The sequence below is a fragment of the Streptomyces sp. NPDC050422 genome (assembly GCF_044458665.1).
Lineage (GTDB): Bacteria > Actinomycetota > Actinomycetes > Streptomycetales > Streptomycetaceae > Streptomyces.
On the sequence record NZ_JBITIE010000031.1, the window covers coordinates 22,120 to 35,769 of the forward strand.

Here is a 13,650-nt window from a genome sequence, read left to right on the forward strand (position 1 = left end):
GCCCGACCGCCCGACCGCGGGAGGGCCTGACCGCGCGACCGCCCGACCGCCCGCCCACAAGGGGAAGCACCTCCGGAGCCGGAGGCGCTTCCCCGGGCCGCAAGGTCAGCCGTGCAGTGCCAGCGCACCCTTCGCCGGGACGGTCGCCGTGACCGTACCGTCGTCGCCGACCTGCACCGTGTTGCCGTCGCAGGCATCCGGGGAGGCCAGCGCCACGTTGCAGTAGGTGCCTGCGGGCAACGACGTGGTGAACGTCTGCTGGAGCTCGCCGTCGCCGTTGTTGATGGCCACGAAGCCCTTGTCGCCACGGCCGAAGGCGATGGCGGACGAGCCGTTGTCCCACCAGTCGGTCAACTCCGCCCCCTCGGTCGCGTTGTGGAACCCGACCATGCCGGTGATCGCCGTCTGCGCGTGCGTGCAGGTCCAGCCGCCGCTGCCGCACGCGGCCGCGCCACCGTTCGGCGGGCCCGCGTCCTTGTCCGACCACTCGTAGCCGGAGAAGACGTTCGGGGAGCCGTAGGGCGAGGCGAGCATGAAGACGTTGGCCAGGGTGTAGGCCGCGCCGTCCTTGTACATCAGCGTGGAGCCGTTGCGCTCGGTGTCCCAGTTGTCGACGAACGTACGGGCGCTGCCGCCGGCCAGCTTGCCGTCCGCGATGTTCTTCAGGCCGGTGATGCCGCCGCCCTGGAAGCCGCTCTTGAGATGCCCTCCGTACCGGAACTCGTCGACGTCACCCACGCCCGTGTACTCGTCGGGTTGAACGGCCTCGCCGCCCCCGTAGATGACCTCGGTGACCCAGAAGCCCGGGTCGGCCATCTTGCCCTTGATCGCGGCGATGTCGACGGCGGCCATGTGTTTGGCGGCGTCGATGCGGAAACCGTCGACCCCGAGACCGCGCAGGTCGGAGAGGTAGGCGGCGATCGTCGTACGGACGGCGTCGCTACCGGTGTCGAGGTCGGCCAGGCCGACCAGTTCGCAGGTCTGGACGTCGTTGCGGTCGCCGTAGTTGCTGATGTCCTTGCGGCAGCCGTGGAAGTCCTGGTCCTGGAAGTACCCGGGGTAGTCGTACTTCGTGTAGGCCGTGCCGCCCGTCCCCGTACCGGAGCCGGACGACATATGGTTGATGACGGCGTCGGCGACCACCTTCACCCCGGCCGAGTGGCAGCTCTCCACCATCGAGGCGAAGGCGTCGCGGTCACCGAGACGCCCGGCGATCTTGTAGCTGACCGGCTGGTACGAGGTCCACCACTGGTCGCCCTGGATGTGCTCGGAAGCGGGCGAGACCTCGACGTAGCCGTAGCCGGCCGGACCCAGCGAGTCCGTGCAGGCCTGGGCCACCGCGTCGTACTTCCACTCGAACAGGGTCGCGGTGACGGTCTTCTCGCCCGGCGGGGTCGCCTGGGAGGTCCAGGGGGCGAGGGCGGTGATACCGGCGGCTGCGAGCAGACCGGCCAGTGTCGCGCGAGCGGCACGGGAACTCAATTGCGGCTCCTTCGTTCGCGGGTACGGATATGGGGTCCGAACCCGGCGTGGGCAGCCACGCGCCTGGCCACCATGGGGGGAGTTCGGAGACTGCCGTCACGGCGGTGAACACGTCAAGAGGTGTCGCAAGATTTTCCAGCAGGTTTCTGAAATATGTTGCGGGGTAGGCGGGTTGGGAACGCGTCACTGGTCCCTGCGGTGCACCGCGACCACCGCCACCGCACCCGCCAGCAGCGCCCAGAGAGCGTAGACCGTCCAGGCCCCGGCGACCGTCCACGGGTAGAGGACGGACGCGGGGTAGGCGGGTTGGGAACGCGTCACTGGTCCCTGCGGTGCACCGCGACCACCGCCACCGCACCCGCCAGCAGCGCCCAGAGAGCGTAGACCGTCCAGGCCCCGGCGACCGTCCACGGGTAGAGGACGGACGCGTGGAGGTCCGAGGCCGACAGCCGCTCCCACGCACTGAAGGGCATCGTGTGCTGGAGCACCGCCGTCAGATGGCGGCGGTCGCTGAGCACCATCGGAAGCAGGAGCAGCACCACCACGCATCCGATGACGGACCCTCCGGTGTGACGGATCACCGCGCCGATCGCCAGGCCCGCGAGGGCGGCCACCGGTGCGAGCAGCGCGGAGGCCACGACGAGGCGCAGGGCGCCGGGGTGGGAGAGGGAGACCGAGGCGTCCCGGCCGGAGAGGATCGCCTGCGTCGAGACGAACGAGGCCAGGGCGACGAGTATGCCGAAGACGGTGGTGACCGCGGTGAGGACAAGCGCCTTGGCGGCCATCACCGAGCGGCGGGCCGGGACGGCGGTGAACGTGGTACGGATCAGGCCTGTCCCGTGCTCCCCGGTGATCGACACGGCGCCGATCGCGGCGACGGCCAGCACCAGCACCATGGCTGCGTTCCCGGTGAAGGCGTCCATGAGCGGCGAGCCGTTGGCGATGAAGGCCTCGCGGCCGCGCTCGCCGTACTGGTACCAGTACTTGTAGTGGTCGTAGGCCGTGCCGGCGTTGAACGCGATGACGGCCAGCGCGGTGATCGCGTACATCCAGGAGGTGGAACGCAGTGACCACGTCTTGAGCCACTCGGCGACCAGCAGATTGCCGAAGCGGGCGCGGGGTTCGTCGTCGGTCACGCGGGCGGGGGGCGCGGTCGTGGCCTGTGCCGTGGTCATCGGGGGTCTCCTGCGAGGTATTCGACGCTGTCCGCGGTGAGTTCCATGAACGCCTCCTCCAGCGAAGCGCCGAGCGTGGTGAGTTCGTGGAGCGGGACACGGTGGTTCAGGGCGAGCTCACCGATACGGACGGCTGTGATCCCGGTGACCGTGAGCCGGTCGCCGTCCCGGACCACCTCGGCCCCCTCGGCGGTGAGGAGCGTGGCCAGGACGGCGGGGTCGAAGGTGCCTACGGCCACACTCAGGCGGGTGCTCCGGGCGGCGAACGCGGTCAGGCTCTCGGCCGCGATGAGTTCGCCGCGACCGATGACGACGAGCCGGTCGGCGGTGTGCTCCATCTCCGTCATCAGGTGGCTGGAGACGAACACGGTGCGGCCCTCGGCGGCGAGCCGGCGGAACAGCCCGCGCACCCACAGCACGCCTTCCGGGTCGAGGCCGTTGAGCGGTTCGTCGAAGAGCAGCACCGGCGGGTCGCCGAGCAGCGCGGTGGCTATGCCGAGGCGCTGGCGCATCCCGAGGGAGAAGCCGCCGATGCGGCGGCGGGCCGCTCCCGCGAGGCCCACGTCCTGGAGCAGTTCGTCGACCCGGGCGCGCGGAATGCCGTTGCTGCGGGCCAGCATCGCGAGGTGGGCGCGGGCGGTACGGCCGCCGTGCACGTCACCCGCGTCGAGGAGGGCGCCGACGTGCCGCAGTCCGCGCGGGTGGTCGCGGAACGGCCGGCCTTGCAGGGTGGCGGTTCCGGCGGTCGGCTCAACCAGGCCCAGCAGCATGCGCAGAGTGGTGGTCTTGCCGGCCCCGTTGGGTCCGAGGAAGCCGGTGACCTCACCCGGCCGTACGGTGAACGTGAGGTCCTTGACGGCGGTGGCGGCGCCGTATCGCTTGGTCAGTCCGTTGACTTCGATCACGCCGTCAACTGTCCTGCCCGCAGCACCCGTTCGTCGTCGGACCGGCGGTGACACCTGTCCGGCCCGGTGTCGACCCCGGTTGTACGACCGTGGTCCGATGCCGGTCAGGGTGGCGGTGGCTACGATCGGCGCATGTCCCACTCACCCTCTCTGCCTCGTCTCAAGCGCGTGCCGCCTGGTTGGTGGGTAGGCATGGGCTGGTACGCGGGCATGCTGCTCACCTTCCTCGTGCGGGTGCGGCTGCCCGGCGAGTACGAGCCGTCCGTCCGTCCCGGGGTGCTGTTCTACCGGTGGGACGGTCTGGTGACCCAGCTGCTCGCCACAGCCCTGGCGGCGGCCGGCTGCGTGACGCTGGAGCGGCATCCGCTGAAAGCCCTGGCGCTGGTACTGGGCGCCGCCTCGCTCGCCACGGTCGCGCTGAGCGTGGGGGAGATACCGCTCGCACAGTTCGTGGCCGCCGATGTGGCGCTGTACTTCATCGCCGCCACCCGGTCGCGCCGGACCGCTTTCGTCGCTCTCCTGATGGCGCTCGGCACACTCACCGGTTTCCTGTCCTTCCGGCTGCTGGCCGGGTGGGCTGTCGGTACGTCGGCAGAACTGGTCGTCGCCCTGACCGCGGTAGTGGCCTGGCTGGTGGGCGGCTCGGCATACGAGGCACGCCGGCACGACGAGCATCTGGCCGCGCGGGCCGCCGAACAGGCGGTCGTCGAGGAGCGGCTGCGCATCGCGCGCGAAATGCACGACATGGTCGCGCACAGCGTCGGCATCATCGCTCTCCAGGCTGGTGCGGCGGCCCGGGTCGTGCACACCCGGCCGGACGCCGCGCGCGAGGCGATGAGCGCGGTGGAGACCGCGGGCCGCGAGACGTTGTCGGGGCTGCGCCGGATGCTCGGCGCGCTGCGTCAGGCGGATCCGGACGACGAAGGAACGGGCCGGGACGCGGGAACGCTGCGTCCCGCGGAGGGCCTGGCCGACGTGGAGCGGCTGGCGCGGGCGACGACGGCAGCCGGGGTCCGGGTCGAGGTGCACTGGGAGGGCGAACGGCGGCCGCTGCCCCCGGACATCGACCTGTCGGCGTTCCGCATCATCCAGGAGTCGGTGACCAACGTGGTCCGTCATGCCGCGACCGGTTCCTGCCGGGTGTCCGTCGCCTACGGCTCCGAGGAGCTCGCCATCGAGGTCGTCGACCGAGGCCGGGGCGCGGGCCTCGTCACGGAGCCGGGGTTCGGCCTCGTCGGCATACGGGAGCGGGTCGCCCTGCTGCACGGCGAGTTCGCCGCCGCCCCGCGGCCCGAGGGCGGCTTCAGGGTGACGGTCCGGCTGCCGGTGCCGATCGCGGCGGCTGCGGGGAGCACGGCATGAGCGAGGGAACGCCCGAAGCCGTGGAGCCGATCCGCGTCGTGCTCGCCGACGACCAGCCGCTGGTGCGCACGGCGCTGCGCATGGTCATGGCCGAGACCACCGACATCGACGTCGTGGGCGAGGCGGGGACGGGCGACGAGGCGGTCCGCCTGACCGCCGAACTGGCCCCCGATGTCGTCATGATGGACATCCGGATGCCGGGTCTGAACGGCATCGAGGCCACCGCGCGGATCGCAGCGGGCCCGGCCACCGCCCATGTGGTTGTCCTGACCACGTTCGACGACGACGACTACGTGTACGGTGCCCTGCGCGCCGGCGCAGCCGGCTTCCTGGTCAAGGACATGGCGCTGGACGACATTCTGGCGGCGGTCCGGGTGGTGGCGGGCGGGGACGCCCTGATCGCACCGGGCGTCACTCGGCGGCTGATCAAGGAGTTCGCGGGCCGCCCGGCCACCGCGTCACCGCCCAGGACGCTCACCGCGATCACCGACCGGGAGCGCGAGGTGCTCGTCCTGGTCGGCAGCGGGCTGTCCAACGCGGAGATCGCGGAGCGGCTGTTCATCAGCGTCGCCACGGCCAAGACGTATCTGACCCGCCTGCTCGCCAAGCTCGACGCCCGGGACCGGGTGCAGCTCGTCATCATCGCGTACGAGGCGGGACTGGTGTCGGCGGCCCGGTGAGGGGGTGGCCACTGCGGGACGGCCCTACAGCCAGCCCTTCTCCCGTGCCATCCGGACCGCCTCCGCGCGGTTGCGCGCCGCCATCTTCTGGATCGCCGTGGAGAGGTAGTTGCGGACCGTGCCCTGCGACAGGTGCAGCGCGTCGGCTATCTCCGCGTTGGTGGAGCCGTCCGCGGCGGTGTGCAGCACATCGCGTTCGCGCGCGGTCAGCGGGCTGGCCCCGTCGGCGAGGGCCGCGGCAGCGAGGGTGGGGTCGATGACGCGTTCCCCGGCGAGCACCTTGCGTACGGCTTCGGCGAGTTGGGATGCCGGTGCGTCCTTCACCAGGAAGGCGTCCGCGCCCGACTCCATCGCGCGGCGCAGATATCCGGGGCGGCCGAACGTGGTGACGACGACGACCTTGACGTCGGGGAGGTCGCGGTGCAGTTCCGCCGTCGCCTCGATGCCCGTCATGCCGGGCATCTCGATGTCGAGGAGGGCCACGTCGACGCCGTGTTCCCGTGCCGCGGCCAGCACTTCGTCGCCGCGGGCGACCTGGGCGACCACCTCGATGTCGGGTTCCAGGCCGAGGAGCGTCGCAAGGGCCTCGCGCACCATGGACTGGTCCTCGGCGAGGAGGAGTCTGATCATGCTCATTCCCCGGATCCTAGGCCGGATTCGAGCGGAACGCTGAGGACCGTGGTGAAGCCTTTGCCCGAACGGGAGTCGGTGGCCCGGGTGGTGAGGACCCCGTCGACCGAGGACAGGCGCTCGGTCATTCCCGTGAGGCCGTTGCCCCGCGTCGTGCCGGCGGCGCCGCGGCCGTTGTCGGCGACGGCGAGTTCGAGGACGCGCCCGTCGAGGGTCTGCCGGGGGGTGAGGGTGACCGTGCAGCGGTCGGCGCCACTGTGGCGTACGACGTTGGTGACGGCTTCACGCAGCGCCCAGGCGAGCACCTCCTCCGCCTTCTCCGGGAGGTCCTCGGGGGCCTCGGCCGGGATGTCGGCGGCGATTCCGGCTGCGGCGAAGGCGGTCCTGGCCCCGGCGAGTTCGCCGGGGAGGGTCGGCCGCCGGTAGCCGGTGACGGCGCTGCGTACGTCCACGAGGGCCTGGCGGCTGACCTGTTCGATGTCGGCGACCTGGGCGGCCGCCTGCTCCGGATGGCCGGGAAGCATGCGCCCGGCCAGTTCGCTCTTGAGGGTGATCAGGGAGAGGGAGTGGCCGAGCAGGTCGTGCAGATCGCGGGCGAGGCGCAACCGTTCCTCGTTGGCGGCGAGCTGGGCGACGGTGGCGCGGGCCTCGCGGAGCTGGATCGTGGTGCGGATCATCTGCCGTACGCCGGACATCGCGAAGCCGCCGAGAAGTGCGGGGAAGACCAGGGCCGTGATGATCTCGCGGGGATGGTCGCCGGTCAGACCGATGGCCACCAGGACGGCGGTGACGGCGGGGATCAGCCAACGGGCGGTCCGCATCGGCAGTGTGGCGCCGACGGAGACGGACACGTACACGAACAGGACGAGCCAGGGCGTGCCGAACGTCAGGGACAGCAGGACGGCGAGGGCCCCGAGGAAGGCGAGGGCGGCGCGGACCCGGAAGGGGTCCAGCGCCTTCGAGGTGTGGCGGAACACCAGGACGAGATAGCTGCCGACGAAGACCAGCAGTCCGAGGGCGCCGAGCGCGGTCGCCCACGGGGTGTGGTTGCCGTCGGCGAGGTCCTTGACCGGCGCGCTCATGAAGGCGAGCCAGATGCCGATCCACAGGAGCTTGGTCCCGGCCTGCTTCGTGTTCGCGGGCGGGCGCCCGATGCCCACGTGCGTCTCGTCGTCGTTCATGCCGTCGTCTCGTCCTCGTTCATTACGCCGCTCCGTCCTCGTTCATGCCGTCGCCCCGCCCTCGTTCATGCCGTCGCCCCGCCCTCGTTCATGCCGCCGCTCCGTCCTCGTTCATGCCGTCGTCCCGTCCTCGTTCATGCCGCCGCTCCGCCCTCGTTCATGCCGTCGTCCCGTCCTCGTTCATGCCTTCAGGGTGTCCTTGCGGTAGAGCCAGGCGGCGCCGCCCGCGAAGATCAGGAAGTAGACACAGAGGATGACGACGTCCTTGGCATGCGGCGCGCCGCCCAACTCGACGGCCTGGCCGAGTGCAGCGTACGCGTGGGTGGGCAGCCACTCGGAGATGTTCTGGATCCACTGCGGAAAGGTCGCGCTCGGCATCCACAGGCCGCCGAGGATCGAGAGGCCGAAGTAGATGATCATGGTGATCGGGCGGACCGCGTCACCGCTGGCGATGTAGCCGATGGCGACCCCCAGCGCGGCGAAGACCAGCGAGCCGGCCCAGATGACGCCGGCGAGGGCGAACCACTGCCAGGCGTCGAACCGCACGTGCTTGACGGAGACGGCGACGAGGAAGACGACCAGGATGCAGGGCAGGGTGACCATGGCGGCGCTGGCGATCTTCGCGAGGACATAGCCGCGGCTGGGCAGTGCGGTCAGCCGCAGCTGGCGTACCCAGCCCTTCTCGCGCTCCTTGGCGATGCGCTCGCTGTTGCCCATCAGGACGGCGGTCAGTGCGCCGAAGGAGGCCATGGAGACCATGAAGAAGGACTGCAGGGTGAGGTCGGTGCCCGGCACCTTGTCGGTGGTGTTCTGGGTGCCGGAGATCAGCAGGTAGATCACCGACGGATAGATGATCGAGAAGAACATGAACTTCTTGTTCCGCAGGGTGCGGGTCACTTCGAGCTTGATGAGCGTGTTCATCGGGTCTTGGCCTCCTCGGCCTCGGTGATGGCGACGAAGGCCTGCTCCAGGCCGAGCCCGGCGACTTCGAGTTCGCGCGGGTAGAGGCCCAGCCCGTAGACGGCGTGCACGGTGGCGTCGGCGTTGTGCGACTGGATTCGCACCCGTTGGCCGGCGATGTCGAGGGTGGAGAGGAACGGCAGCGCGCGCAGGGCCTCTTCGTCGATCGCGCCTTCCAGTTCGAAGGAGATCCGGCGGGCTCCGGCCTTCAGCTTGATCTCGGCGGCGGTGCCGTCGGCGAGGATCCTGCCCTTGTGCAGGACCAGGACGCGGTCGGCGATCGCGTCGGCCTCTTCCAGGTAGTGGGTGGCGAACAGGACGGTGCGGCCCTGGTCTGCCTGCTCGCGCATCGTGGCCCAGAAGGCCTGGCGGGCGGTGACGTCCATGCCGGTGGTCGGCTCGTCGAGCACGATCAGGTCGTTGGCCCCGGCGGTGGCGAGCGCGAACCGTACGCGCTGTTCCTGGCCGCCGGAGAGCTTGTTGACCATGCGGTCGGCGATCGGCGCGATGCCGGCCCTGGCCAGCACCTCGCTCACCGGGTACGGCCTGGGGTGCAGATCGCAGACGAGCCCGACCAGTTCGCCGACGGTGACGTCCTCCATGAGGCCGCCGGACTGCAGCATGGCGCCGACGCGGCCGGCGGCGATGGCCGCCTGCGGGGTCGTGCCGAAGACGCGGACCGCCCCGGAGTCGGCGGTGCGCAGGCCGAGGAGGAGGTCGAGGGTGGATGACTTGCCGGCACCGTTGGGTCCGAGGAGCGCCACGGTCTCACCGGGGTACAGGTCGAGGGTGAGTCCGTCGACGGCGCGTACGTCTCCGTAGGCCTTGCTGACCTGATCGAAGCTGACCACGGCGGTCTTCGCCGCGGTGACTTCGGGGGCTGTCGTTGTCATGCTCCCAGCGTGGCTCAGCAGGGGGTGCGCCCGGCAGGGTCACGGGTCGTGGATCCGGGATGACAGATGTCATGCCGTACGTATGACGACGGCGCCGGGCGGATACGCCGCCGCCCCCGGCCGGAGGTCCGGTCGGGGGCGGCGGCGTACGGCAGGTGGCGGCGTCAGCCGTTGCCGCCCAGGTCGATCGTGACGGTCCGCTGGGCCTCGGTCTTGCCCAGCAGCGCGCCCTTCATGGCGAAGGCCACGTCGTCGGGGCCGACCTGGTGCTTCGTACCGTCGGCCTTGGTGACCATGATCCCGTCGAAGACACTTCCGCAGAGCTCTTCGATGGCCTTCTTGTCGTAGTGGTCGACGAGCTTGCCGTCGACCGCCACCATCGAAAGGATCTTCGGCAGCGACTTGGTCGGGCCGAACGGGATCTCCTTCGATCCCGCCTTGATGCGGATCAGGCCGGACATCGCGGGCTCCGCGAACTCCTTCATCGCCCGGTCGAGTTCGGCCTGGCTGATGGTGGGCTCGCTTGCGGTGACGGGCAGCTGGACGGTGTTCGCCTTGCCCGTCTCGACCTGGGCGCGGTAGGCGTCACGTACCGACACCATGGACTGGTTGACGTCGAGCGCCTTGCCCGTCTTGCCCGGGACGGCGACGGCCTTGCCCGGCACGAACTTGATCGTGCCGTCGCTGGCCGAGCCCGAGGCGCCGGCCAGGTCCTTCAGCGCGACACCTAGCTTCTCCTCGTCGACCGGGATCACCGGGTCGACCGTGCGCACGCGGCCGAAGAGGGAACCGATGACGGAGACGGGGTTGTAGTCGCTGCCCGCCGCGCCGCGCACAGTCGCCTGACTGTCCAGGGAGAGTCCGGCCTTGTCGGGGGTGAGCTGCGTCTTCTTGCCGTCCACGGTCAGCTGGAGCGGGGCCTTGGACCGCTCACCGAGCGCGGCGTCCAGCTTCTCGATGGCGTCGTCCCTGGTCCCGCCGCCGATGTCGACGCCGAGGACGGTGGTGCCCTTGGGAACGTCGGAGTGGTTCATCAGCAGCCCGGCGCCGTAGGCGACCCCTAGGAGGCAGACCGCGGCCACGCAGAGCATGACGAGCTTGGAGCGGCCCTTCTTCGCCGGGGCGCTCGGCGCCGCGGGCTTCGGGGCGTTACGGGCGGCGGGCTTGGGCGCCTGCGCGGCGAACCCGCCCGGCCCGGCCGGTCCGGTGCCCATCGGGCTGTCCGGTGTCCGGGGGCCGGAGTCGGGACCGGCGAACGGCGACGGCGCCCCCGACGAGCGGTGCTCCGGCGGCACGACGGGGATGCCGCTGGTGAGCGTGTCCCCCGAGACGTTGCCCCCGGGGCCGGTGGGGCCGGGGCCGACGGGGCCGGGCCCGAACTGCGGGGTGAGCACGGCGGTGTCGTCCGGCATCCTCGGCGGAACGCCGCCGGGGGTGCCGGGGCCCTGCGCACTGCCGGGGCCGCCCGGGCCCGGCCCGAAGGGTGCCCGGCCGTCGAGGTCAGGAGTGAGGGCCGAGGTGCCGGTGGCCGGTCCCGCGGTGGGGCCGGACGGTCCGGGCGTACGGACGCCGAGGTTCGGCGTGGAGCGGGGCCCGCCACCGTCGCCGCCGAAGCCGTCGCCGCCGAAGCCATCGGAGTCGACGCCACCCGAACCGAAGCCGCCGGAACCGGGCGCACCGGGGTCACCGGCGCGCTGCGGTCCGTCGGAGAAGTAGGGCAGATCGGCCCGGGGGCCACCTGCGGGCGGGGTCGCCGGCCCGTCCGGCCGGCCGCCGGGACCACCGGCCGCGAAACCGGAGCCACCCGTACCACCGGAACCGCCCGCACCACCGGGACCACCGGAACCGCCCGCACCACCGGGACCACCGGGACCACCGGGACTACCCGCACCACCCGGACCGCCGGTCTTGAAGCCGGCCCCGTCCGTGCCGTCGCCCGACGGGGTGCTGGACGAGGCGCTCGCGGCCGCCGGGGCGGCGGCCGGGGGCTTGCGCGGCGCGAACCAGTCGCTGCCGCTCTTCTCCCTGGCCGGCTTCTCGGCAGCGGGCTCCGCCACGACCGGGATCTCCCGGGTCTCGGGGCCCGGCGTGGTCGGCGCCGCCTGCGCGCCGTTGGACGCGGGGGCGCCCGGGCGCGGGGTGGAGCCGGTGCGCTCGCCGCTGGGGCCGTCGACGTCGCTCATGGGCGTACGCATGACAACCGGAGGGATGGGGCGAGAGCCCGGAATGTTGATCCGGATCCGCGTCGTCAGCGTCGTCTCGGTTCTCGGCTCGTCGGGCTGAGGCGGATCCGCAGACTCCGGGGACTCCTCCGGGCCGTCCTGTGAAGGGTGCAGCGACGGATACTGGCGGGATCCGTACGGCGGCGTACCCGAGGGGTACGCGGCTCCTCCGCGACCCTGGGGCCCGGAGGACGAACTGTCAGTTTCACGACTCAAAGCAAGTTCTCCCGATTGGCTCCGCCGCCCGTACTTCCCCCATGCCGCAGGCCAGGGGACGGCTCGGCGCGCAACCACCTTACTGGCCGCGGCCGACAGACACCCCGCGACCGGGGGAAACGACTGCCTACCCCCCGGACGGACAGAGGGCATTACGCGATCGGACGTGGCACATTACTTGCCTGGTCGGCCGCTGTCGGCCCCCAGTTGGGGCGACCGCGACATGGTGGCACAGATCACAGCGATGGCCATGCCACCCAGCATGAAGAGGGCGAGGCCCAGTTCGTCCCCAAAAACGTAGTCCCCTTCGGGTCTTCCGCCCAGCAGAACAATGACCGAAATCAGCCACCCCGCGGCGGGCGCCAGCGCTCCGGGCTGTGTGCCCATGAGGCAGCGGCCGCCGTAGAAGAGGCCGCCGGACGCGAGCAGGGCCAGCAGCAATCCGCCGGGGAACCAGGCGGATTGGACCAGCGTTCCGGCGATACCGACGAGCGCGCCGAGAACCGCCAGGCCCAGCAGGGCGGCGATCCGGCGCAGGTTGAGAGGAGCGGCCAGGCCGGTGGCCGGAATGTCCCTCGGAGGGGCGTTGGTCCGCGCGGCCCGCTGCCTGCTGCTGCTCACCGGTCCACCTCCGTCACGCCTTCGAAGAGCACGCCTTCGAAGAGATCGTGTTCGAAGAGAACGTGCTCCCGGGCGCCCCCGCCGCCGGTCGGGGCGCCGTTGACCAACTCGTAGTACTCGGTGGTGAGGACGGGCTGGCCCAGGTCGTTCGACAAGGCGAAGAAGGGGCCGTCGACCGCGATCTGGGTGGCGTGTGCCCGCATTGCCGCGGCTTTCGCCTCGCCGTGACCGGTGCCGTCGATCTCGGTGGTGATCAGGGTGTCGTCCACCACACCCGGCACGTCGTCGATCGCGGCGATGCCCGGGAACGTGTCCGGCGCCGTGGCCCGCAGCCGGGCGAAGCCCTCCTCGGCGACGGAGCGCGGCACCCGGTTCCAGTAGATCTTGGCGATGGTGTGCGGAGCGCCGGAGTCCGGACGGCAGGCGGGGTCGGCGGCCAGTTCGGCGGCGCGCGTCGCGACCCGGTGCGCCTGGATGTGGTCGGGGTGCCCGTAGCCCCCCTCGGGGTCGTACGTCACCAGGACCTGGGGGCGCACCTCGCGGATCACCTCCACGAGGTACCCGGCGGCCTCGTCGACGTCGGCGGACCAGAAGGCGCCGGGGCGGCGCTTCTGCTCGGCGCCCATCATTCCGGAGTCGCGGTACCGGCCGGCGCCGCCGAGGAGGCGGTGGTCGGTGACCCCGAGTTCCTTCATCGCCGCCGTGAGTTCACCTCGGCGGTAGGGGCCCAGGGAGTCGTCCCGGTCCGCGGCGAGATGCGCGAGAGCGGGCGGGATGATCTCGCCCTCCTCGCCGAGCGTGCAGGTCACCAGGGTGACCAGGGCGCCGTCGGCCGCGTACCTGGCCATGGTGGCGCCGTTGTTGATCGACTCGTCGTCGGGATGCGCGTGCACCAGGAGCAGACGCCGGGCGGGAAGGTCCGTCATGGGGACCACCCTACGAGCCGACGGCCCCCGGAGCCGACTGCGGCCGCCCTCCGGACGCCGCTGGTTCACGGGCGGCTGCCGGGGTCAGAACTTCATGCCCCCGATCATGCCGGCCACATTCGTGGTCAGCTCGGAGATGGTGGGTGCGACGGACGAGCTGGCGAGGTAGAAGCCGAGCAGCATGCAGACGACCGCGTGTCCGCCCTTCAGTCCGGATTTCCGGATCAGCAGGAAGACGACGATCGCCAGCAGCACCACCGCCGAAATCGAGAGCACCACAGCGGTTCACCTCCATCTGTACGGTCGGGACAGGCAGCACGCATGGAGCCAGCAGGTTCATACCCACCGAGCGCTACGGATCATAACTATCCGTGGCATGGCATTGATCGGGGCACGG

General features: G+C 71.2%; 14 protein-coding genes. 2 read left to right on the top strand and 12 right to left on the bottom strand.

The window, feature by feature from the left end:
* Positions 1-105: 105 nt before the first annotated feature.
* From ACIBJG_RS35125 to ACIBJG_RS35140, 4 genes are all read right to left on the bottom strand, one after another.
* Complete coding sequence (locus tag ACIBJG_RS35125) at positions 106-1,482, bottom strand: alpha-amylase family protein (protein WP_399313888.1); 1,377 nt, start codon at positions 1,480-1,482, stop codon at positions 106-108.
* A 183-nt stretch (positions 1,483-1,665) separates the two neighbouring features.
* On the bottom strand, positions 1,666-1,803 hold the full coding sequence (locus ACIBJG_RS35130) for a hypothetical protein (RefSeq protein ID WP_399313889.1): 138 nt from the start codon (positions 1,801-1,803) through the stop codon (positions 1,666-1,668).
* Entirely contained in the window at positions 1,800-2,657 is an 858-nt protein-coding gene (locus tag ACIBJG_RS35135) for an ABC transporter permease (RefSeq protein WP_399313890.1), read from the bottom strand. The genes ACIBJG_RS35130 and ACIBJG_RS35135 overlap by 4 nt, the downstream gene beginning before the upstream one ends.
* Positions 2,654-3,562, bottom strand: a complete 909-nt coding sequence (locus ACIBJG_RS35140) for an ABC transporter ATP-binding protein (RefSeq protein ID WP_399313892.1) — start codon at positions 3,560-3,562, stop codon at positions 2,654-2,656. Before ACIBJG_RS35140 ends, ACIBJG_RS35135 begins: the two co-directional genes overlap by 4 nt.
* A gap of 132 nt (positions 3,563-3,694) precedes the next feature.
* Between ACIBJG_RS35140 and ACIBJG_RS35145 the strand changes: the two genes are divergently transcribed.
* A complete protein-coding gene (locus tag ACIBJG_RS35145) occupies positions 3,695-4,924 on the top strand; it encodes a sensor histidine kinase (RefSeq protein WP_399313894.1) in 1,230 nt (409 codons plus the stop codon).
* Positions 4,921-5,604, top strand: a complete 684-nt coding sequence (locus ACIBJG_RS35150; protein WP_399313896.1) for a response regulator — start codon at positions 4,921-4,923, stop codon at positions 5,602-5,604. Before ACIBJG_RS35145 ends, ACIBJG_RS35150 begins: the two co-directional genes overlap by 4 nt.
* Before the next feature lie 24 nt (positions 5,605-5,628).
* On the opposite strand, the gene ACIBJG_RS35155 is transcribed toward ACIBJG_RS35150, so the two are convergent.
* From ACIBJG_RS35155 to ACIBJG_RS35190, 8 genes are all read right to left on the bottom strand, one after another.
* Positions 5,629-6,240, bottom strand: a complete 612-nt coding sequence (locus ACIBJG_RS35155) for a response regulator (RefSeq protein ID WP_399313898.1) — start codon at positions 6,238-6,240, stop codon at positions 5,629-5,631.
* Entirely contained in the window at positions 6,237-7,415 is a 1,179-nt protein-coding gene (locus ACIBJG_RS35160) for a sensor histidine kinase (RefSeq protein WP_399313900.1), read from the bottom strand. The genes ACIBJG_RS35155 and ACIBJG_RS35160 overlap by 4 nt, the downstream gene beginning before the upstream one ends.
* A 180-nt stretch (positions 7,416-7,595) precedes the next feature.
* Positions 7,596-8,336: an ABC transporter permease gene (locus tag ACIBJG_RS35165; RefSeq protein ID WP_399313902.1), complete on the bottom strand. Its 741-nt coding sequence runs from the start codon at positions 8,334-8,336 to the stop codon at positions 7,596-7,598.
* Positions 8,333-9,268 carry an ABC transporter ATP-binding protein gene (locus ACIBJG_RS35170; protein WP_399313904.1) on the bottom strand — a complete coding sequence of 312 codons (936 nt, stop codon included), beginning with the start codon at positions 9,266-9,268 and terminating at the stop codon, positions 8,333-8,335. Before ACIBJG_RS35170 ends, ACIBJG_RS35165 begins: the two co-directional genes overlap by 4 nt.
* Positions 9,269-9,432: 164 nt before the next feature.
* Entirely contained in the window at positions 9,433-11,451 is a 2,019-nt protein-coding gene (locus ACIBJG_RS35175) for a hypothetical protein (protein WP_399313906.1), read from the bottom strand.
* A gap of 429 nt (positions 11,452-11,880) precedes the next feature.
* Positions 11,881-12,327 carry a DUF6113 family protein gene (locus ACIBJG_RS35180; RefSeq protein ID WP_399313908.1) on the bottom strand — a complete coding sequence of 149 codons (447 nt, stop codon included), beginning with the start codon at positions 12,325-12,327 and terminating at the stop codon, positions 11,881-11,883.
* Entirely contained in the window at positions 12,324-13,253 is a 930-nt protein-coding gene (gene mshB / locus ACIBJG_RS35185; protein WP_399313909.1) for an N-acetyl-1-D-myo-inositol-2-amino-2-deoxy-alpha-D-glucopyranoside deacetylase, read from the bottom strand. The genes ACIBJG_RS35180 and mshB overlap by 4 nt, the downstream gene beginning before the upstream one ends.
* Positions 13,254-13,337: 84 nt before the next feature.
* Positions 13,338-13,532 (bottom strand): hypothetical protein, encoded by a 195-nt coding sequence (locus ACIBJG_RS35190; protein ID WP_326738529.1) that lies wholly within the window; start codon positions 13,530-13,532, stop codon positions 13,338-13,340.
* Positions 13,533-13,650: the final 118 nt, after the last annotated feature.

Coding starts and splice junctions, on each gene's coding strand:
- ACIBJG_RS35160 (WP_399313900.1), bottom strand. CDS start 7,415: ATGAACGACGACGAGACGCACGTGGGCATCGGGCGCCCGCCCGCGAAC.
- ACIBJG_RS35150 (WP_399313896.1), top strand. CDS start 4,921: ATGAGCGAGGGAACGCCCGAAGCCGTGGAGCCGATCCGCGTCGTGCTC.
- mshB (WP_399313909.1), bottom strand. CDS start 13,253: ATGACGGACCTTCCCGCCCGGCGTCTGCTCCTGGTGCACGCGCATCCC.
- ACIBJG_RS35135 (WP_399313890.1), bottom strand. CDS start 2,657: ATGACCACGGCACAGGCCACGACCGCGCCCCCCGCCCGCGTGACCGAC.
- ACIBJG_RS35170 (WP_399313904.1), bottom strand. CDS start 9,268: ATGACAACGACAGCCCCCGAAGTCACCGCGGCGAAGACCGCCGTGGTC.
- ACIBJG_RS35155 (WP_399313898.1), bottom strand. CDS start 6,240: ATGAGCATGATCAGACTCCTCCTCGCCGAGGACCAGTCCATGGTGCGC.
- ACIBJG_RS35165 (WP_399313902.1), bottom strand. CDS start 8,336: ATGAACACGCTCATCAAGCTCGAAGTGACCCGCACCCTGCGGAACAAG.
- ACIBJG_RS35175 (WP_399313906.1), bottom strand. CDS start 11,451: ATGAGCGACGTCGACGGCCCCAGCGGCGAGCGCACCGGCTCCACCCCG.
- ACIBJG_RS35145 (WP_399313894.1), top strand. CDS start 3,695: ATGTCCCACTCACCCTCTCTGCCTCGTCTCAAGCGCGTGCCGCCTGGT.